This window comes from Arthrobacter sp. ISL-69, from assembly GCF_018613775.1.
Lineage (GTDB): Bacteria > Actinomycetota > Actinomycetes > Actinomycetales > Micrococcaceae > Arthrobacter.
In genome coordinates this window covers 141,589-162,106 of the sequence record NZ_JAGGPO010000019.1, presented here as the reverse complement: position 1 = coordinate 162,106, position 20,518 = coordinate 141,589, and the positions used below count along the sequence as shown (strand labels likewise).

Genomic DNA, 20,518 nt, shown 5'->3' with positions numbered 1-20,518 from the left:
CTGGGTCGGGGCTTAGTTGGAGGTAGCGGCGAACGGCTTGGCGGCCGCAGTGGCCTCGGCGGCGCGGGACGGTTCGGCCCCGGCGGACGGTTCAGTTCCGGGATCACTGTGCTCGCCGTCCACGCGGCGGGCCCGGATCTCGGCCAGGATCTCGGCGTGCATGGCGTCCGTCAGCTTGTACTTGGACATGACCAGCACGGCCAGGATGGTCAGCACGGCCGGGATGGCGCCGGCGGCGAGCTGGATTCCGAACACGGCGTCCGCAGTCTGCACGGCGCCGGACTTGTAGCCGCCCAATGCCAGGGCGTATGCGGCGAGCGCTCCGCCCACGGCCTGGCCGGTTTTGCGGGTGAAGGAGAACAGCGCGTAGGTGATGCCCTCGGTGCGGACGCCGGTCTTCCATTCGCCGTATTCCACGGTGTCGGCTTCCAGTGCCCACACCACGATGTTGACGGCGAGGACACCGAGGAGGCTGATCACCAGGCCGGTGAAGCCCATCCAGACCTGGCTGGCCGGAGTGAAGAAAATGATGGCGCCGCCGGTGACGGTGAGCAGCGACGAGTAGATGTAGACGCGCTTCTTGCCGATGGAGCGGACCAGCCTGGGCATGAACGCGGCCAGCACGAAAGTGAACACCAGCTGGATGATGGACAGGACCGGGTACAGGTCAAGGCGCCCCAGGACGTCGCGCAGGTAGTACAGCTGCACCGACGTCAGCGCCAGGTAGCCCGAAAGGAAGAAGAAGGAGCTGATGCACAGCATCAGGAGGGGCTTGTTGCCCTTGAGCGTGTCCATGCTCTGCTTGACCGAGACGTTGGGGACGGCGCGGTGGACGCGTTCCTTGGCGGTCATGACGGTGAAGAAGTAGAGGGCGGCACCGATCGCCACGAATACCAGCGTGATGGTGGTGAAGGTTGCCTGCAAGTCAGCGCCCGGCTTAATGAGCGGGGCTACGAAGATGCCGAGGGCCGAACCCACCAGCAGGCCTCCGACCATGCGGGCCGATCCCAGCTTGGCGCGCTCCCCTGGCTCCTGGGTCATGGCGCCGGCGAGGGAGCCGTACGGAATGTTGACCAGGCTGTAGGCCAGGCCAAGGGCCGCGTAGGTGACGTAGGCGTAGAGCAGGGTACCGGACTCGCCCAGCTGCGGGACGGAGAAGGTTGCAACGCTCAGGAGCAGCAGCGGGATGGAACCGAACATGATGAACGGACGGAACTTCCCGAAGCGCTTGCTGAAGGCGCGGTCCACCATGCGGCCGGCAAAGACATCGGCGAACGCGTCAAAGATCCGGACGACCAGCAGCAGGGTACCCGCCGCGGCGGCCGAGATTCCTGCAACATCCGTGTAGTAGACGAGAAGGAACATGGTGGCGGTGGTGAAGGCGAGATTGTTGGCTGCATCCCCGGCGCCGTAGCCGACGATGCTTAGCTTGCTCAGCTTTTTCATGATTTGGGCTCCTTTACCCGGTGCCGCCCCCGTGGAGCCGGCGAAAAAATTGTGAAAATGCTTGGGGTGGTGATGCTGTGAAAAGTCCTTGGCCTCCGGCGGGTGCGATTCCCGGGATGCCGGTTTTGGCTCTTGTTGTAATCCTAATCACTTGGCAATCATTTGGCAAGCGGTTGCCATAATTTTGTTGAAAGTTCATTAAACACTTATGCCCGGCTCCCCTTGATCCAAGGGGCCGGGCAGCAGCGCACGTACGGAGGACGCTACGGGGAGACAGCCAGCTCCCCGAACGTTCCGCACATGTCTTCAATCAGCTCCACGACGGCGGCGTCCCCGGCCAGCGCCCGATCCACCAGGCCCAGCAGGGCACGGATCCGCTCCGTACCCCTGAGCCGGTTGGCTGCGGCAACCTGGTCAACCAGGGGATCCTGGAACTTGGCGGCGGCGGCGCTGTAGTCCATCCAGGCGGCGATCATAAGCGCGGCGGCCGCGCCGGACCTGCCCGCGTCACGCTCGGCCTGCAGCACCGGAACGGCGCGCATCCGGAGCTTGGTGCTGCCGTCCATGGCGATCTGGGCGAGGTGGTGGGCAATCCGGGCGTTGCTGAAGCGTGCCAGCAGGGCGGCCCGGTAGGCCGGGATCTGCAGGTCCGCAGCATTTCCGTCCGGCCCGGAAAGGTTGGCTTCCGCCTCGTCGCAGAACCTTTCTACGGCCTGCAGGCACAGCGGGTCCGCCAAGGCCTGGGCCACGGTGGTGTGGCCGCGGAGCTGGCCGGCGTAGGCAAGCAGCGAGTGCGCGCCGTTCAGGAGCCAGAGCTTGCGGTTCTCGTACGGCTCGATGTCTGCCACGAACACGGCACCGGCGTCTTCCCAGCGCGGCCGGCCGGCCGGGAAGTCCCCGCTGAGCACCCAGTTGGAAAAGGGTTCGGCCACCACGGGCGAATTGTCGCGGTAGCCGCACGCGGCCTGGACGGCGGCAATGTCCGCGTCGGTTGTCCGCGGAGTGATGCGGTCCACCGAGGTGCTGACGAAGCTGATGTTGGCGTCGATCCAATCGGCCAGGCCGGCGTCCCACGCCCCGGCCATGCCTGCCACTGCGTTGTGCGCCACGGTGCCGTTGTTGGAGAGGTTGTCACAGCAGACGACGGCGAGCGGCCCCGCCCCGGCAGCCCGGCGCGCGGCGAGGGCCAGCACAAGCCGGCCCAGCGGCGTCGTCGGATTTCCGCTGCCGGATGCCAGCACCGCGAGGTCGGCAACGACGTCGGACGCGGTCCGGTCGAGGTGCCCGTCGGCGACGAGCCGGTACGCCGCTTCGGTGATGGTCAGGGTGACGACGGCGGTGGCGGGAGCGGCAACCAGCTCCGCCAGCCGCTGGACATCCGCGCCGTCCGCAGCCTCCACGATGCTGCTGACCACGGTGAACGAGTCCCCGCCGTCGGCGCGTTCCACCACGGTGAACAGCCCGTCCTGTTCCGCCAGGGCCAGCGCGGCGTCGGGGCGGCGGCCGGTGAAGGCGGCGATGCCCCAGTCCGCGGCGTCGGACGCCTGGTGCGTGAACCAGGCCTGGTGCGAGCGGTGGAAGGCGCCCAGCCCCAGGTGGACGATCCGCACCGGCGCCTTGGCGGACGGGTTCAGGCGGCGGTTGAGTTGGGGAAGGTCGACGGCGGATTGCGCCTCAGGCTGCACTTCGATGCTCACAGCTTGAACACCCTTCGGGGCGAGCCGTCGACGAGGTCGACGATCAGTTCATGGGCGCGGTCCTCGCTGACGCGGTGCTCGGCCACGAGCCTGGCCAGGAAGGAGGCCTCGATCCGGCGGGACGCGTCGTGCCGTGCCGGAATGGAGCAGAAGGCGCGGGTGTCGTCGATGAAACCGGACGAGCGGGAGAAGCCTGCGGTCTCGGTGACGGCCGAGCGGAAGCGCAGCATGGCGTCCGGTGCGTCCAGGAACCACCAAGGGGCGCCGAGGTACACGGACGGGTAGAAGCCTGCCAGCGGAGCGAGTTCGCGGGAGAACACGGTCTCGTCCAGGGTGAAGAGCACCAGGTGGAAGTCCTTGGCGGTGCCGAAGTCCTGCAGCAGCGGACGGATCGCCTCGGTGTAGTTGACGGCGAACGGGATGTCGTGGCCCGTGTCGGCGCCGTAGGCGTTGAAGGTGGGTTCGTGGTGGTTGCGGTACGACCCCGGGTGGATGGTCATCACCAGGCCGTCCTCCACGGACATCCGCGCCATCTGGTACATCATGTGGGCTTCGAAGTCTTCGCGGTCCTGGGCCGTGGACTGGCCCGAGCGGGCTCGGTCGAATAGCTTCGCCGCATCGCCGGCGTCGAGCTTCAGCGTTGCGGGAGTGCGGACGCCGTGGTCAGCGGAGACTGCGCCGTGGTCCACGAAATAACGACGCCGGTTTTCCAGGGCGGTGATGTACCCGGCATAGCCGGTGGCGCCGTCGCCCGCTGCCGCGATAAGCCGGTCAACGTTCGCGGACCAGGTGGGGTGCGCGATGTTCAGGTAGGCGTCCGGGCGGAAGGTGGGCAGGACGCGTCCGTGGAACGTGGGGTCCTCGGCGATCGCCTTGTGACTGGCGAGGCTGTCCAGGGGGTCGTCCGTGGTGGCCAGCACCTCGATGTTGAAGTCCTTGAAGAGCTGGCGGGGCCGAAAGCCGGGCTCCAGCAGCTTGGCCGAAATGGCATCGTAGCTGGCATCGGCAGTTTCGGCGCTGATCTCCTGCTGGAGGCCGAAGACGCTGTCGAACTGGGTGCGGAGCCAGTAGCCGGAGGCGGTGCCCTCGAACAGCGGCCAGGCCTGGCAGAACTCGCGCCAGACGGTGCGGGAGTCCGGTTCCGCGGTGTTCGAGCCGCGCAGCCGGTCCAGCGGGACCCCGCTGGCGTGGATCAGCCGGGTGACGTAGTGGTCCGGGCTGACCAGCAGCGCTGCCGGGTCCGGGAAGGGGGTGTTGTGCTCGATGACTGCGGCGTCAACGTGCCCGTGCGGGGAAATGATGGGCAGGTCCTGGACGCGCTGCAGGAGGTCGCGCGCAATGCTGCGCGTTCCGGGATCCGCGGGCAGGAGCCGGTCTGGGTTGGCTGCAATCGACTGTGACATAGCTCAATGGTCGGGTCTGCAGCCACCACTTGTCAACCGGTTGCCATAAATTGCCATCTTAGCTGCGGGGCGCCTCAGGTAAAGCTAGCCCGCGGGCAGGAGCCGTCCGCTCGAACCCCGCAGCACCAGCTCCGTTTCGACGCGCAGCGTTCCGGCTGGCTCCCCCGTGCCGTGCAGGAGGTCAAGCAGCAGTGCGGCAGCGCCCGAGCCGCACTCCCCCAGCGGCGATCGCACGGTGGTGAGCGGCGGCGTGGTGAAATCCGCCCCGAAGATGTCGTCGAAGCCCACGATGCTGATCTGGTCCGGAACCACCATGCCCGCGGCCTGGAGTTCCTGCATGAGCCCGATGGCCAGGAGGTCGTTGTACGTCAGCACCGCCGTGGCACCGCTGGCGCGGACGTCACGCGCCACCTGCCGGCCGCCGTCGACCGTGGGCTTGGTGGATTCCAGCCGCACGGCCTCGATCCGGGACCATTCGCAGGCGGCCTGCACGCCCTCCCAGCGGCGGGCGGACATCCAGGACTGCGGCGGCCCGGCAACAAAGGCGACCTTGTGGTGCCCGTTGGCCGCCAGGCTGCGGACAGCCTCGCTGATGCCCTTGTTCACGTCGGGAACCACGCACGGCACGCCGTCGACCTCGCGGTTGATGACCACCACGGGTTTGTCGCGGGCAAGGGCGCGGATGTCGTCGTCGTCCATGCGCGGGCTGGCAAAGATCAGGCCGTCCACGGTGGCCATCATCCGGCGGGCGGCGGTCAGCTCGGTGACGGCGGACTCGGCGGATTCGGCAAGGACCAGGGTGTAGTCCCGCAGGGTGGCGGTGGTTTCCGCTCCGCGGATGATGTCGAAGAAGGTGGGGTTGGTGATGTCCGCGACGATCAGCCCGAACGTGTTGGTGCGCCCGGTGGGAAGGGCGCGCGCAAACGGGTTGACCTGGTAGTTCAGTTCGGCGGCGGCATCCTCGATGAGTTTCTGCGTCTTGGCGCTGACCCGGCCCGGTTTGCTGAGCGCGCGGGACACCGTGGACGGGTTGACGCCGGCAACCTTGGCAATGTCGTAAATGGTGGCGTTGGGCTTGCCGTCCCGGGCGTGCTTTTTGGCCGGCGCTGTTGTTGCGGCAACTTCCGGCGTCTTGGGTTCAGTCACCGCCCCATCCTACGAGGAAACAACCCAACTGGGTCGCAGTTAATGTCGTTATGAGCGCCCATAACGACATTAACTGCGACCCAGTTGGGCTAGAGATGGCCAGCGGTTGCCGGGCGGGGCTGCCGCGGGTGAGCTACCGGGCGGGGGTGCCGCGGGTGGGCTAGGAGCGCTCGGGGAACTTGCCTTCGTCCGCGATGCGCTTGTTCAGCTCGGCAAGGAATACATCCTCGTCGAAGTCCAACTCGACTTCCGTGCCGGTCCAGCTGGAGAGGTGGATGGCGTTGGCCAGGCGGACGCCGTTGATGCCGTCCGATCCCGGGGCCAGCAGCGGGGTGCCGTCCAGGATGTTGGCCGCGAAGTTCTCCAGGACGCCGGCGTGCTGGCCGCCCCAGACAGACTCGAATTCGATGACTTCGGTGGTGTAGTACTGCTCGGGGTTCAGCTCGCCCATAAAGAGTTTGCGGACATCGTCCATATCCATGGCGTCGCTGAGTTCACGCTCGGGCTTCTTCAGGCGGGTGACGGTGGCAGTCTTGGAGTTTTCGACGACGATCTTCCCCTGGTCGCCCAGGATCTCGAAGCGGTCGGTTCCCACGAGGTCGTGGGTGGCGGTGACAAAGACACCGGTGGCGCCGTTGCCGTAGTCCACAACAGCTGTGACTTCATCCTCCACGGCGATGTCGCGGCGGAAGCCGTACGCAACCTTGGAGTAGACGGACTTCGGAACGCCGCAGATCCACTGCCACAGGTCCAGCTGGTGCGGTGCCTGATTGACCAGGACGCCGCCGCCTTCGCCGCCCCACGTGGCGCGCCATTCGCTGGAGTTGTAGTAGCCCTGCGGACGCCACCAGTTGGTGATGATCCAGTTGCTGCGGCGGATGGCACCGATCTCGCCGTTCTCGACGATTTCCTTGAGTTTCCGGTACAGCGGGTTGTTGCGCTGGTTGAACATGATCGCGAAGGACAGCTCGGGCTTGCCCGCGGCAAACTCGTTGAGCTCCTTGACCTGCTTGGTGTAGACGCCGGCCGGCTTCTCCACGAGCGCGTGGATGTTGCGCTTGAGGGTCTCAATGCCCATCTCGGGGTGCAGGAAGTGCGGAACGCAGGTGACGACGGCGTCCACGTCGCCGCTTTCCAGCATGGCGATGTAGTCGTCGTAGAAGGGAACTTCCGGGTACGTGGCCGAGGCCAGTTCCTTCTTCGCGGGATCGACGTCGCAGATGGCGCCGATCTCCATGTTGGGAACCATGCCCTCCGCGATGAACCTGGCGTAGGCTCCGCCCTGCTGGCCCAGGCCGATAATGCCGAGGCGTACTTTCTTGGTCATTGTTGAATCTCCGTATTCGTTGGTGCTGAGTCTGGGAAGTCTTAGAAGAGGTCGGCGTGGCCCATGGCCACCAGGTTGTCGTGGGAGGTCTGCAGCGCATCCCAGACGCTGCGGCCGTACAGTTCATCCTGTTCCACCAGCATGTATTCTGCTCCGGCTGCCTGCGCCGCAGGGATGATCGAGGGAAAGTCCAGGTTGCCTTCGCCCACTTCGGCGAACTGGACCACGTTCTTGAACTCCGCCATGAATCCCATGAAGTCGCCTGAATCCAGCAGTCCGAAAGCTGATTGCGGCATCTGGCCGATCCGGTAGTCCTTCAGGTGCACCATGGCGGTGCGCCCGGCGTACTTTTCCAGGGTCCGGACGGGGTCGAGGCCTCCGCGCTGTACCCAGTGCACGTCGATTTCCATGCCCATGGCCGGGGAGTTCTCGGCGATGATGTCCAGCATGTATTTGCCGTCGAACTTCGCGAACTCGATGTGGTGGTTGTGGTAGTACAGGCCGAGGCCTTGTTCCTGCAGGCGTTCGGCGTATTCGTTGGCCTGCTTCGCGAAGTCAACGACTGCACCGATCGACTTCATTGCCGGGAACGGCAGCATGCCAATCCGCAGGAGCTTTGAGTCCAGGCGCTTCGCCTCGTCCACGATCTTGTCGAAGTGGTCCTGGAGCGAATCGCCGGGGCGGCCCTTGGGGGCTTCCATCGCGACGGACAACGCCGCGATGTCCATGCCCAGCTCCGAACGGGAGCGGTCCAGTTCGGCCACGTTCTCCGGTGTCATCGGGATCTGGGAAATTTCGACGGCGTTGTAACCGATCGCGCTTACCTTGCGGAGCGTTTCAAACGCACCGATCTCCGCGAAGCTGTCCTTCAGCATCATCGCCTGCACGCCTATTTTGGCCACGTTATTCCTCCGTTGTTGTAGCTTGTGTGTTAAATCCTGCGCCTACCCTCAGGCGAGGGCTCCGGCCTGTTCAATCTGATGGCGCTGGCTTTCCAGCAGTCGGTGACGATCCGCCCGGCGCTGTTCCTGCCGGTCCGGATCGGGTACCGGGGACGCCAGCAGGAGGCGCTGCGTGTAAGGGTGCTCGGGGTCGCGGGTAACGATCTCGGCCGGTCCCTGTTCGACGATTTCGCCGTGGTACATCACGGCCACACGGTGGCTGATGTGCCGCACGACGTCAAGGTCGTGGGAGACGAACAGGTACGAAACACCCGTGTCCTTTTGGATCTGCAGGAACAGGTCAAGGACCCGGGCCTGGGTGGAGAGGTCCAATGCGCTGACGGGCTCGTCGCAGACGATCAGCTTGGGCGAGAGGGCCAGGGCACGGGCGATGGCCACGCGCTGGCGCTGGCCGCCGCTGAACTCGCGCGGCAGGCGGTGGATGGCATCCGAGGGCAGACCTACCTGGTCCAGGAGTTCCTTGACGCGCTTCTTGGCGGCATTCTGCTCCATGCCCTGCACGCCGAGGGGCTCGGCGAGGATGTCACCGATCTCCAGGGCGGGGTTGAGCGAGGTGTACGGATCCTGGAAAACCACCTGGAGGTCGCGGCTCAGGGTTCGCCGCTGCCTGCGAGTGGCGTGGCTGATGTCCTTGCCTTCGAAGGTGACTTTGCCGGCCGTGACCGGGGCGAGGCCGAGGACCGCGCGGCCCAGCGTGGTCTTGCCGGAGCCGGACTCCCCCACCAGGCCAAGGGTCTCGCCCTGGCCGATGGAGATGTTGATGTCCGTCAGGGCCCTGAAGGGCTTGGCCCGGAACTTCTTGCTGGGGTATTCCACAACGAGGTTGTCCACTGTCAGAAGCGGTGCGCTTTCCGTGGTGCTCATGCGACCGGCTCCTTCTGGCTGGATACAAGCATGGACATGGGGGTTTTGCCTTCGAGCATCGAGGCCAGAAGAGTCCGGGTGTACTGCTCTTTCGGGTTCCGGAGGATGTCGCGGACGGATCCTTCCTCCACGAGCCGGCCGTTCTGCATCACCGCCACGCGGTCGCAGAGGTCCGCCACCACGCCGAAGTTGTGCGTCACCAGGACGACGCCGATGTTCAGGCGCTGCTGGAGCTCGCGCAGCAGGTCCAGCACGTCGGCCTGCACCGTGACATCCAAGGCGGTGGTGGGCTCATCGGCGATCACCAGGTCCGGTTCGCAGCTGATGGCCCCGGCGATCAGCACACGCTGGGCCATGCCCCCGGAGACTTCGTGCGGGTACGCGCTGAACGTCCGTTCCGGGCTGGCGATCCCGACGTCGGTCAGCAGCTTCAGCGCCCGCCTGCGGGCCTCCTCCTTGGAGATCCCCAGGACCCGCACCATGGGCGTGACCAGCTGGTAGCCGATGGTGAAGGCGGGGTCCAGGTTGCTCATGGGCTCCTGCGGAATATAGGAGATCCGCTTGCCCCGCAGCTTGGACAGCCGCGCCTGGTTGACGCGTTCGTCGCCCGGGGCCACGGTGTAGTTGCCATCGAACTGGATGGCGCCGCCCACAATGCGGGCATTGTCCGGCAGCAGGCCGAGGATGGAGAACGCCGTCTGGGACTTCCCCGAACCGGATTCACCCACGATGCCCAGGATCTCACCCCGGTCCACGTGGAAGGACACATCGTCCACCACCTTCTTGATGGAGCCGTCGGCCTGCGGGTAGCCGACGCCGAGATTGGTCACCTTTACGAGGTGGTGCTCGGTTCCGGCATCGACGGCGGCCACAGCCTTACGCGACGGGCGCGCCGCGGCGGGTCCCGCCGTCGGGCTCGCTCCCGTGGCCGAAGACGCGGCCCTTTTCTTGCGGTGCTTGATCTTTTCGCCGTCTTCCAACGCGTCGCGGATGGCGTTGCCGAGCAGCACCAGGCCGCCGATGGTGAGCGCCATGGCAAGGGCGGGCCAGAAGAGCAGCGTTGGGGTCAGGTAGACGTTCTTGAAGCCTTCGGAGAGCATCACGCCCCAGGTTGCCTTGGTGGGATCGCCGAGTCCAAGGAACTCGAGTCCGGACTGGATGGCGATGGCCACGCCGGCAATGGCTGCGGTCTGAATGATGATGGGTGCGCGGACCACGGAGAAGATGTGGCGGGCGATGATGCTCCAGTCGGAGAGCCCGGAAACCCGGGCGGCGTCGACGTAGAGCTCATTGCGTACAGACTGGACCGCGGTACGGGTCAGACGGAAGTAGGACGGGCTGATGAGGACGCCGAAGGCCATCATCGAAATCCAGACCGAGGGTCCGAACGCCGCGCGGATGGTGAGCAGCACGATCAGGCCCGGCAGGCTCATGAGGATGCTGACCACCCAGTTGGAGACGGCCTCGAACTTCCCGGCGTAGTAGCCGGCGATCAGGCCGGCCGGGAGGCCGATGGCGATGGCAACACCGGCGCACAGGAGTGCGGACAACAGCGTGAGCTGTGCACCGAAGAGCAGGCGGCTCCAGGTGTCGCGTCCGGCGCTGTCCGTGCCCAGGATGTTCACCGAGTCTGCAGGTGCCAGGGTCTTGGTGATGTTCGCGAAGTTCTCCTCGAACGGGGCCAGGACGGGGGCGAAGATGGCCAGCAAGGCGATGGATCCCAGGATCACCAGCGAGGCGATGCCCATCGGGTTCCTGATGAGGCGGCGCATCACGGTGGAACGGACTACTGTGCCGCTCTGGCCGGTGGCCACTGGTGCGGCTACCGCCGCTGTTTCTACGGAATCGCTCATGACACACGCACTTTCGGGTTGAGCCAACCATTGAGGATGTCCACCAGGAGGTTCACCACGATGACCACCACCACGGTGTACATGACCACTCCCATGACCACCGGAAGATCGGACTGGCCGGTGGCGGTGACCGCAAGCGGTCCCATTCCTGGAAGAGCGAAGATCTGCTCGATGATCACCACGCCGCCCAGCATGCCGATCAGCTGCAGGCTCAAGACGGTCAGGCCTGCCGGTGCCGCGCTGCGCAGCACGTGCTTGAAGAGGATTTCCCGCTCTCCGATGCCCCGGCTGCGGAGTGTCCTGACGTAGTCGCGCTCGAGCTGCTTGATCACGGCGCTGCGGATTTGCTGCGCTCCGCCAGTCACGCCGTTCATGAGCAGTGCAATGACCGGAAGAGTCATCGAATAGACCCAGGCCTCTGGACCCACCTCAGGAGAGATGGTGCTGGTGGCCGGGAAGAAGCCCAGCTGGATGGCCAGGATGGTCACGAGCAACACGCCGATCACGTACCCCGGGATGGAGTCGCCAACGATCGCGCCCACCTGGACCACCCTGTCCACCCAGCCGCGCTTGACGGCTGCGGCAACACCGATCAGTGCTGCGCAGATGGCGATCAGGATCATTGCGGTGAAAACCATCGTCATGGTCACCGGGATACGCGTAGCGAGGGAGCTGGCCACCGGTTCCGAGGTGAACCACGAAGCTCCAAGGTTTCCTGAGAGGGCGTCGCCCAACCAGGCGAAGTAACGGGTCACGAGGGGCTGATCGAGTCCCAGCTCCTGTTCCTTCAGGGCAACCTGCTCCGGAGTTGCCTGGTCACCCAGGATGTTCCGGGCAATGCTGCCGCTGGAGGTGTACAGCAAAGTGAAGGTGAGTGCCGAGACTACGAACAACACCACCAGCCCGCTGCCCAGCCTTTTCGCAATGAACTTGATCATGGGGTCCTACTTGGCGGGCGAGTAGTTGTAGATGGACGGAACGGCCTGCTGTGCCTGCGGGGTGACGGTCACTTTGTCGTTGTGGTAGTACATCTGGTTCACACGGAACAGCGGCGCGAACCACGCCTGTTCCACCACGTACTTGTTGACGTCCTGGGCCAGCTTGCCGGCGTCCTCGCCACCTGTGCGTACAGCCTGGATCTTGGCTTCCAGCTCCGGGGTGGTGTTCTTGAACGGGTTGTAGAGGGCCTTGGTGGAGACGATCTGGTCGATCGCTACCGTGGGCTCACCCTGGAAGAGGTTGAAGAACAGTGCGTGGTATTTCTGCGCTGCGACGTCCGCGGTGTAGGTGTTGGTGATCGCGGCGCCCGGCTTCAGCGTGATTCCGACGTCGGCGAGCTGCTGCTGGAGAACCGAGATGAGCGTTTCAGCTCCCGGAAGGGTGGGGACGTCGATAGTCACGTTGCCTTCGAAGCCGGATTCCTTGAGGAGTTGCTTGGCCTTGGCGGGATCGTAGCTGTAGTAGTTTTCGAGCTCTTCCGTCCAGGCACCGCTGTCCTTGCCAAACGGCTGGGAGGTGGGAGTTCCCTGGCCGAGCATGACCTGTTCCAGGATGGTCTTGCGGTCGAATGCGTGGTTGATTGCCTGACGGACCTTGACGTTGGCCAGGGCCGGGTTCTTGGTGCCATCCCGGTCCAGGAGGAGCAAGCCGGACCAGTCAACCTGGTTCGCTTCAAGCTTCATCTTGGCGCCCTCGGCCTGCTTACCGCTTTTGGGGTCCAGGAGTGTGGCGTCAACCTGGCCGGAAACGAGGGCATTGGTACGTGCCGTGGGATCGGTAAGGATCTTCAGGGTCAGCTTCTTGTACTTCTGCAGGTCCTTGTTCCAGTAGCCGTCGCGGGCTGTGAAGACCGTCTGGGAGTCCTTCACTGAGGCCGCCTTGTCCATCACGTACGGGCCGGAGCCCACCGGTACGGTTTTGATGGCGTCAGTGCCCAGTGCTGCGGGGCTTCCCATCAGGCCAGCTGCCTGGCTCAAGAAGTACTCCAGCGCGGGCTCTGCTGCACTGAGGTTGATGTCGATGGTGTCCGCGTCCACCACGGCGATGGTGGATACAGACCCCAGCTGGGCCATCTGGGGACCGTTCGCCTTCTTGAAGTGGTCCAGGTTGGCCTTGGCTGCTGTGGCGTCGAACTTGGCGCCATCACTGAACGTGACGTCGGTCCGGAGGTCCACGGTGAGCTTGGTGTTGGTATCGTTGTACTTCCATGCCGTGGCCAGCATGGGGCTGAGCTTGCCGTCGGGCTCCCGCAGGATCAGGGTGTCATACGCTGCCTGGTACGGCTGCAGGGCATGGCCGACGTGGGCCTGGGCAGGATCCCAGGAAGTGATGTCGCGGAGGGTGCCCAAGGTGAGTGATGTTGGAGCAGCGCCGGCGTTTGTGCCCGCTCCGGCGCCGCCGCCGCAACCGGTCAGCGCAAGCGCCGCGCTGACGATGATGGCGGCAGCTGCCGCCTTGGGACCTAACTTCATTGTTGGCTCCTAGTGTCCGTGGAACGTGAGACTTACGGAATGCAGCAAGTGTGGCGTGGACCACACTGGCCTTGTGGGATTCAGCGTACGCACTGTTGCCCGCTTTGGCAACCGATTGTCAAAAGAGTTGCAGAAAAACTTTGAGAGTTCGGAAATGAAGAGCTCCCGGAGCATATAAGTGGCAGCAACCGGTTGCTTCGGCTAGGCCCAAGGCGCCACTGTGGCCACGGGTCAGGACACCAGCTCGGCCGACTCCGGGTAGCTCTGCCGGTAGACGTCTTTGATGATGCGCAGCGATTTTTCGGCCTCAGCAGGGCTGATCCAGAACGGCTCCGCCTCGTCCAGCCGGCTGTAGAAGTCGCTGATCAGCAGCTCGTGCGAGACACCCCAGTAGGACCGGCCGCCGGAGTCGCTCTTGCGCTCCGGAATGACGTCCACGCGCCCGTCATCATGGGTGACGGTGAGGTCGCCCCGCAGGCACAGGACCGCCTTCTCGGTGACCACATCGAGTGTCACCGGCGCATTGAAGGCATTGGCCAGGGTGGCATAGAACGCGCTTCGGGCACCGTTGGCATGTTCCGCCACGAATTCCGCAGTGTCCTCCACCTCGATGGTGCCTCCCAGGAAGCGAGTGGAAGCATTTCCCGTGACCGTGACAACGTCGCCCACCAGCCACTGAAGCAGGTCCACGGTGTGGATGGCCTGGTTCATCATCAGCCCGCCTCCGCCGCCGGCCCAGGTCCCCCGCCACGGCCGGTTTTCGTAGTAGTCGGCGGAGCGCTGCCACATCACTGTTGCCGAGGCCCCCACCACAGCCCCCAGCCCGCCCGACGACAGCAGCGCGTGCATGGCCTGCGCCGTGGCGTTGTAACGGTTCTGGAAACACACCGCGATTTTCGCCCCGCCCGCCGACGCGGCTTCCACAAGCCGCCGGCCTTCTGCCAGGGTGTGGGCCAGCGGCTTCTCCACGATGACGTTGACGCCGCGCTCCAGGCAGTCCGCGGCCACCGAGGCGTGCTGGTCATGCGGGGTGCAGATGTGCACCACGTCCGGCCGGACCGCCTCGATAAGGCTCAGGTGGTCGGCGAAGCCGGGCACGCCATAGGCGGCCACAGCGGCGGCCAGCCGCTGCGGATCCGCATCGCAGACCGCAACTAGCGTGGCGCCGTCGAGCTTTGCGACCGCTTCGAAGTGCACAGCCGAAACATCGCCGCAGCCGATGACCGCCGCCGTCGTGCTCACGAGAGTTCAACCCCGTTCTTCGCCGCGAGCGCAGCGAAGGCGCGTGCCGCGATGCCGAAGGCCACCGGACCGGAGAAGCCGCCCAGCTCGTGGGCGCTGGCCAGGTGGGGTTCCAGCGACGCGAAACCGGTGAAGCCGTCGGCCTTGAGGGCGGCGATGGTGGCGTCCAGTTCGCCGTCGCCCTCGCCGGAGGGCACCACTTCGCCCGTGGTGGAGAGCGCGTCCTTGACCTGGAAGTACTCGAGGTACGGGCGCAGCATGGCGTAGCCCTCGGTGTAGGGCTTGACGCCCACCTGGACGAAGTTGGCGTTGTCCCAGGCGATGCGGAGCGCCGGGGAGCCCACGGACTCCATGATGTCCAGCACGCGCTGCGGCGTATCGCCGTAGATGCCCTTTTCGTTTTCATGCAGAAGCACGACGTCGGACTCTTCTGCGAGCGCTGCCAGCGCGCCCATGCGGGCCAGGACGTCCTCGCGGATATCTTCGGCGCTGCGGTCTTCCGCCCGGTAGAACGAGAAGACGCGGATGTACTTGGTGTCCAGGCCCTTGGCCACGGAGATGATCTGGCGGAGGCGTTCCAGCTCGTGTTCCGCCGGCAGGCTCACATCCACCTTGCCGATGGGGCTGGCCACTGCCGAGACCTTGAGGCCTTTTTCATCGAGGATCTCCTTCAGCCGGGCAACCTGCTCCGGTTCCAGCTCTGAGACATTGGTGCCCCAGGCGCTGCGGACCTCGATGTGGCTCGCGCCCAGCGCCAGCAACACGGCAGCCTGCACCGCCGGATCCGGGTCTATCTCATCGCCGAAACCTGAAAGGGGCCAGACTGCGGTTGTTGTTTTGCTCACGCGGATCTCCTGGGTTTCGCGGCCGCCGCGCTGGCAGCTCGCCTTCGGGCTCCAGTGCGGTGACGCAGTTCACAAACGGTGTCCAGCTCAGTTTAGCTAGCCTTGCCTTCAAATGACAACCGATTGCCAAACTTTGACAATCTGTGGCATTCTTTGCTGACCGGATCTGTGGCGGCAGTCACGGGCCCGTCCATCCGACCCGGCCTCACGGGCCCGGCCACCACGTTCAGAGAGGAGCGCCGTGGCTACGACGCAACCAGCAGCAATGGACCGCCCGCCCACCATCCACGACATCGCCGCGCTCTGCGGCGTGGCGGCCTCCACCGTTTCGCGGGCGCTCTCCTCGCCGGACCGCGTCAACATCCGGACGCGTCAGCGCATCGAAGCGGCCGCCGCCCAGCTGCACTACACCCCCAACAGCCAGGCCAAAGCACTGAGTTCCGGTCGCACAGGAGCAGTGGGGGTGCTGGTCCCGGACATCACCAACCCCTTCTACTTCGACCTCATCCGGGGCACCCAGCTCCAGCTCAAGGCCGCCGGATACACCCAGCTGCTGGTGGACACGGAGGAATCGGACGAGGTGGAGGCCAGCACCATGGAACAGCTCCGCAAGAGTGCGGACGGAATCGTGGTGGCCGCCTCCCGGCTCACCGACGAAGCCCTGCTGGCCGCGGCGGCAAAAATGCCCATGGTCACCATGAACCGCGATGTCCCCGGCATCCCTGCGGTTCTCATTGACACGCCGTCCGCCACGAGCCAGGCCCTCGACCACCTCATCTCGCTGGGCCATACCCGGATTGCCTACATCGCCGGACCGGCAACGTCCCAGTCCAGCACCCGGCGCTGGACCGCCCTGTCCGAGGCAGCCAAGGAACGCGGCGTGGAGGTGCGCAGGCTGGGGCCGTTCGCGCCCAAGACGCAGTCCGGCGCAGCAGCCGCGGACGCCGCCGTGCACAGCGGGGTGACGGCCTGCATCGCGTTCAACGACCTCATCGCCATCGGAATGCTCCAACGCCTCCGCGAACGCGGCCTCCGTGTTCCGCAGGACATGAGCATTGTGGGCTGCGACGACATCTTCGGCGCCGACTTCTGCAATCCGCCGCTGACCACCATGGCCTCCCCGATCGAACAGGCCGGCCGCGTGGCAGTCTCCATGCTGCTGGCCCAGCTGAACCCGCTGGCGGGCGGCGGCACACGCAGCCGGTCCGTGATGCCCACGCATCTGACCGTCCGCGGCTCCACCGGGCCTGCACCTGCGCCCGGTTCTGTGGCTGGTCCAACAGCGGAGTGACTCCGCGACCGACGCAGTGAGTCCGCGCCCGACTCCGTGACTCCGCGACCGACGCAGTGGGACACAGTTGAGCATGGTTGACACTGCTGACTAGTCTGGATCACATGCGCGAACTCCAGGCCAGCATCATTGAAGAAATGGGCGTCCAGCCCCGGATCGATCCCGCCGGGGAGGTGCGCAAACGCGTCACGTTCCTGAAGGAATACCTCAAGGCAACGCACACCAAGGGCTTCGTCCTGGGCATCTCCGGAGGCCTTGACTCCTCGCTCGCGGGCAGGCTGGCCCAGCTTGCCGTCGAAGAGCTCGCGGCCGAAGGAACGGAAGCCAATTTCGTGGCGGTCCGCCTTCCCTACGGCGTGCAGCACGATGAGGACGACGCCCAGGCAGCCCTCGACTTCATCCAGGCCAAGACCGAATGGACCTTCAACATCTCCGCCGCAGTGGACGGCTTCGAGGATGAATTCGAGAAGACCGTGGGCAACGGGATCTCCGACTTCCACAAGGGCAACACCAAGGCCCGCACCCGCATGATCGCGCAGTACGCCCTCGCGGGCGAGCACAACTATCTGGTCATCGGCACCGACCACGGCGCGGAATCAGTCACGGGCTTCTTCACCAAGTACGGCGACGGCGGCGCGGACATACTGCCTCTGTTCGGACTCAACAAGCGCCAGAACCGGGCGCTCCTGGCCGAGCTCGGCGCCCCCGCCCGCATCTGGGAGAAGGTCCCCACGGCCGACCTCCTCGACGGCAAACCCGGCCGCACGGACGAGGACGAACTGGGCATCACCTATGACCAGATCGACGACTACCTCGAAGGCCGCGAGGTCCCGGACGCCGTGGCCGAATCGATCGAGCAGAAATACCTCCGCACCCGTCACAAGCGCACGGTCCCGGTCAGCATATTCGACACCTGGTGGAAGGGCGAGGGCCCGGAGGAACCCCGGGTCGGTCTGTAAAACTCACCGGGGGACTCCCTCCCGGGGCACTTTGGGCGCTGGCTGGACCGATTCGGTCCTCCGCACCGGCGTGTCCGTGTCAAAGTGCCCCACGTCGGTCCTCCGGGATCCCTGGGTACGGGTCCCTGGTTCACTGGTTGCCTATGAGATATCAGCTAAGGCACCAGCACGATCTTGCCGCGGATGTGCCCTGCCCGGCTGATGCCGAGTGCCCGGACCGCGTCTGTGAGTGGCAGCCGTTCATGGATGTTGAAGCGGAGCTTTCCCTCGGCAGCCAGCCTGGCCGCGTCCGCTACGCGCCCGTCGAGCAGCCGGACCGGTGCAATTCCGGCGGCATTGGACTCCTTGCCGGGCACAGTCGTCACCGCGGCCCCGTGACCGCCCAGCAGCGCGACGATCACCGCCGTCGCCTCCTCCCCGCCAAAGGTGTCCACCACCGCGGTGATGCTGCCGAGTGAGCGGACACGATCCGCGAGCCCCTCGCCGTAGGCCACCGGTTCGGCCCCGAGTCCGCGCAGGTAATCGTGGTTTGGTTCTGAAGCGGTGCCGATGACCCGGATGCCCAGGTCCCGCGCGATCTGGACTGATGCCGAGCCCACCCCGCCCGCCGAGCCGTGGACCAGGACGGTATCCCCCAAGCCAACGCCCAGCTGGACCAGGGCCGAGTACGCCGCGCCGCCCGCTATCGCCATGCAGGATGCCTGCTCAAAATCGATGCCGGCCGGCTTGGGTGTCAGTTGGGCGGCCGGAACGTTGGCTACGGCGCGGTACCCTCCGGCGACGCCGTTCCAAATGACCTCGTCGCCCACTCCGAACCCGGTCACGCCGGGGCCGACGGCGGTCACCGTTCCTGCCGCTTCGCAGCCGGGAACACCGGGTAGCTGCAGCGGGAAGTAGGGCTCCAGGTAGCCTGCAACGAGCTTCCAGTCCACCGGGTTGACGGCGATGGAGCGGACGCCCACCTGGACCTCGCCCTCCCCCGGGGGTGGGAGCTCCTCTTCGCCCACGGTGACGACCTCCGGGCTGCCGAAGTGGTCAAAGGACATTTTGATGCTGTTCATGAGGCTGCACTCCTTAGGTTCGACGCAGTTGCCGCCTACGCTGCCAGCATCTTGCAGATCGGATGTGTGCGCAAGCGCCTGCTGCTGGCCACTATCTCCCGCACTCGGCGGACGAAGTCCGGGCCGCAACGGGGCACTTTGAACCCCGGTTGGCCCGTTCCGGCCTCACCTTCCGGCGTGTCCGTGTCAAAGTGCCCGACGACGGCCGGCCTCCCAGCTCAGGCGCCGCCCGGCGGACGGGTCAGCAGCGTGGAGATCCGGTGCGCTTCTTCCATCAGGAGGCGGCCCAGGGTCTCCTGCCGTTCGCCACGGAAACGCGGCTCAATCCCCGTCAGCGACAAGGCCCAGGCTGGGCGCCCGCGCTGGTCGAACACCGCGGCGCCCATGCCCCAGCTGCCTTCGAGCACCAGACCGGGATTGACTGAGTAGCCGGCCTGCCGGGTCTTCGCCAGGTTCTCCCGGACCAGGGCCTCGGTGTGCGCAGCGGCGAAGTTGCCGGCGTGGGCGGCCCAACCGGCGAGCAGCTCCTCCTGTTCCGTCTCGGGCAGGAACGCCATGATCGCGGTCCCGGCGGACGCCACCCCCAGCGGAAACCGGACGCCTTCATGCAGCACGAAGGAGCGGACCGGGAAGCTGCCTTCCTCCCGGAGCAGGCACACCGTTTCCGCTCCGCGGCGGATGGAGAAGAACGCGCTTTCACCGGTCTCCTCGGCAAGCCGGCGCAGGCTGGGCCGTGCAATGTCCTCCAGCGGAAAACGGGCGGAGGCCACGGAACCCATCAGCAGGATTTCCGGGCCCAGCACCCAGTTGCCGCTCTGAGGGTCCTGGTCCAGCAGGCCTTCGGAGGCCAGCGAGGAGAGCAGCCGGTGGACGGTGGGCCGGGTCAGGCCCGATTCCCGAACCACTTCAACCAGCGGACTGCCTTCGGGCTGGCGTCCCACGATCCTCAGCAAAGCTGCAACCCGGCTGACCACCTGGGCACCCTGGACCGGTACTGAATTCATTATTTTCCCTTCAAAGTATCCACAATATGGATACTTCTTAGCCTACCGTCCACACTTTAAAAATGCCCGCAATTACGGGAAAATCGCGCCTTGACAGCGCCTCCAGCCGCCCCGTACGCTCCAATTCCAGAACAACAGTCCACAAAGTGGATTACCGTCTGCACGGGGACCCGCACTGCCGGAACCCGCCCGCTCAATGAGGAGATGCAATGTCAAAGGTGAAATCCGGTGCGGCTGCCGCACTGCGGGACGTGCTGCAGGACGGCATGACGCTGGCCGTCGGAGGCTTCGGGCTCAGCGGCATCCCGGCGGACCTGATCGAGGCCGTCCGCGATTCCGGCGTCAAGGACCTCACGGTCGTCTCCAACAACATGGGCGTGGACGGCAAGGGCCTCGGTGTGCTGATCGAGGCAGGCCAGGTCCGCAAGGTCATCGCCTCCTACGTGGGCGAGAACAAGCTCTTCGCCGAGCAGTACCTCGCCGGCAAGCTGGAAGTGGAGTTCACCCCGCAGGGCACCCTGGCCGAGCGCCTCCGCGCCGGCGGAGCCGGCATTCCGGCCTTCTATACCAAGACCGGCGTTGGCACGCTCGTCGCCGAGGGCAAGCCGCTCGCCGAGTTCGACGGCGAAACGTACGTCCAGGAGCGCGCCATCAAGGCCGACGTCGCCCTGGTCCACGCGCACACTGCAGACACCGACGGCAACCTGATCTACCGGTTCACTGCCCGCAACTTCAACCCGGTGGTGGCCACGGCCGGGGCGGTGACCATTGCCGAGGCCGAGGTCATCGTCGAACCGGGCGATCTGGATCCGAACCACATCGTCACCCCGGGCGTCTACGTCCAGCGCCTGGTGCAAGCCAGCAGCCGGGTCAAGGACATCGAACAGCGCACGGTCCGCGCCCGCATCTCCGAGCCTGTTCCCGCCTGACTCCCCCACCGCGGGCGC

The 20,518-nt window shown here is 65.6% G+C and carries 17 protein-coding genes; 3 read left to right on the top strand and 14 right to left on the bottom strand.

Going from position 1 to position 20,518, the window contains the following annotated elements:
* Nucleotides 1-12: 12 nt before the first annotated feature.
* The 12 genes from uidB to J7I79_RS15380 all read right to left on the bottom strand — a co-directional run bounded on the left by uidB (nt 13) and on the right by J7I79_RS15380 (nt 15,256).
* On the bottom strand, nt 13-1,446 hold the full coding sequence (gene uidB, locus J7I79_RS15435; RefSeq protein WP_251042840.1) for a glucuronide transporter: 1,434 nt from the start codon (nt 1,444-1,446) through the stop codon (nt 13-15).
* A gap of 263 nt (nt 1,447-1,709) precedes the next feature.
* Complete coding sequence (locus J7I79_RS15430) at nt 1,710-3,143, bottom strand: mannitol dehydrogenase family protein (RefSeq protein ID WP_214954605.1); 1,434 nt, start codon at nt 3,141-3,143, stop codon at nt 1,710-1,712.
* Nucleotides 3,140-4,546 (bottom strand): glucuronate isomerase, encoded by a 1,407-nt coding sequence (gene uxaC, locus J7I79_RS15425; protein WP_214954603.1) that lies wholly within the window; start codon nt 4,544-4,546, stop codon nt 3,140-3,142. The genes J7I79_RS15430 and uxaC overlap by 4 nt, the downstream gene beginning before the upstream one ends.
* Nucleotides 4,547-4,630: 84 nt before the next feature.
* On the bottom strand, nt 4,631-5,692 hold the full coding sequence (locus J7I79_RS15420) for a LacI family DNA-binding transcriptional regulator (RefSeq protein ID WP_214954601.1): 1,062 nt from the start codon (nt 5,690-5,692) through the stop codon (nt 4,631-4,633).
* Between the two features lie 160 nt (nt 5,693-5,852).
* The gene (locus J7I79_RS15415; RefSeq protein ID WP_214954599.1) at nt 5,853-7,019 is read right to left on the bottom strand and encodes a Gfo/Idh/MocA family protein; all 1,167 of its coding nucleotides are present in this window, start codon (nt 7,017-7,019) and stop codon (nt 5,853-5,855) included.
* Nucleotides 7,020-7,060: 41 nt separating this feature from the next.
* A complete protein-coding gene (locus J7I79_RS15410; RefSeq protein WP_311380591.1) occupies nt 7,061-7,921 on the bottom strand; it encodes a sugar phosphate isomerase/epimerase in 861 nt (286 codons plus the stop codon).
* 48 nt (nt 7,922-7,969) lie between these two features.
* Complete coding sequence (locus J7I79_RS15405; protein WP_214954597.1) at nt 7,970-8,845, bottom strand: ATP-binding cassette domain-containing protein; 876 nt, start codon at nt 8,843-8,845, stop codon at nt 7,970-7,972.
* Nucleotides 8,842-10,698, bottom strand: coding sequence for a dipeptide/oligopeptide/nickel ABC transporter permease/ATP-binding protein (locus tag J7I79_RS15400; RefSeq protein ID WP_214954589.1), 1,857 nt, complete (start codon nt 10,696-10,698; stop codon nt 8,842-8,844). Before J7I79_RS15400 ends, J7I79_RS15405 begins: the two co-directional genes overlap by 4 nt.
* Complete coding sequence (locus J7I79_RS15395; RefSeq protein WP_214954587.1) at nt 10,695-11,636, bottom strand: ABC transporter permease; 942 nt, start codon at nt 11,634-11,636, stop codon at nt 10,695-10,697. The genes J7I79_RS15400 and J7I79_RS15395 overlap by 4 nt, the downstream gene beginning before the upstream one ends.
* Nucleotides 11,637-11,642: 6 nt before the next feature.
* Nucleotides 11,643-13,169 carry an ABC transporter substrate-binding protein gene (locus J7I79_RS15390; RefSeq protein WP_214954585.1) on the bottom strand — a complete coding sequence of 509 codons (1,527 nt, stop codon included), beginning with the start codon at nt 13,167-13,169 and terminating at the stop codon, nt 11,643-11,645.
* A 231-nt stretch (nt 13,170-13,400) separates the two neighbouring features.
* Nucleotides 13,401-14,411 (bottom strand): Gfo/Idh/MocA family protein, encoded by a 1,011-nt coding sequence (locus tag J7I79_RS15385; protein WP_214954583.1) that lies wholly within the window; start codon nt 14,409-14,411, stop codon nt 13,401-13,403.
* Complete coding sequence (locus J7I79_RS15380) at nt 14,408-15,256, bottom strand: sugar phosphate isomerase/epimerase (RefSeq protein WP_214954581.1); 849 nt, start codon at nt 15,254-15,256, stop codon at nt 14,408-14,410. Before J7I79_RS15380 ends, J7I79_RS15385 begins: the two co-directional genes overlap by 4 nt.
* Nucleotides 15,257-15,521: 265 nt before the next feature.
* Here J7I79_RS15380 and J7I79_RS15375 point away from each other — a divergent pair, with 265 nt between their 5' ends.
* Both J7I79_RS15375 and nadE read left to right on the top strand, forming a co-directional pair.
* On the top strand, nt 15,522-16,547 hold the full coding sequence (locus J7I79_RS15375; RefSeq protein ID WP_214954699.1) for a LacI family DNA-binding transcriptional regulator: 1,026 nt from the start codon (nt 15,522-15,524) through the stop codon (nt 16,545-16,547).
* A gap of 104 nt (nt 16,548-16,651) precedes the next feature.
* Nucleotides 16,652-17,506: an ammonia-dependent NAD(+) synthetase gene (gene nadE, locus J7I79_RS15370; RefSeq protein WP_214954579.1), complete on the top strand. Its 855-nt coding sequence runs from the start codon at nt 16,652-16,654 to the stop codon at nt 17,504-17,506.
* A 155-nt stretch (nt 17,507-17,661) separates the two neighbouring features.
* Here the strand turns inward: nadE and J7I79_RS15365 are convergent, their stop codons facing one another.
* Nucleotides 17,662-18,567: an NADP-dependent oxidoreductase gene (locus tag J7I79_RS15365; RefSeq protein ID WP_214954577.1), complete on the bottom strand. Its 906-nt coding sequence runs from the start codon at nt 18,565-18,567 to the stop codon at nt 17,662-17,664.
* Nucleotides 18,568-18,785: 218 nt separating this feature from the next.
* The gene (locus J7I79_RS15360) at nt 18,786-19,571 is read right to left on the bottom strand and encodes an IclR family transcriptional regulator (RefSeq protein WP_214954575.1); all 786 of its coding nucleotides are present in this window, start codon (nt 19,569-19,571) and stop codon (nt 18,786-18,788) included.
* A gap of 209 nt (nt 19,572-19,780) precedes the next feature.
* Between J7I79_RS15360 and J7I79_RS15355 the strand changes: the two genes are divergently transcribed.
* On the top strand, nt 19,781-20,500 hold the full coding sequence (locus J7I79_RS15355; protein WP_214954573.1) for a CoA transferase subunit A: 720 nt from the start codon (nt 19,781-19,783) through the stop codon (nt 20,498-20,500).
* Nucleotides 20,501-20,518 lie beyond the last annotated feature (18 nt).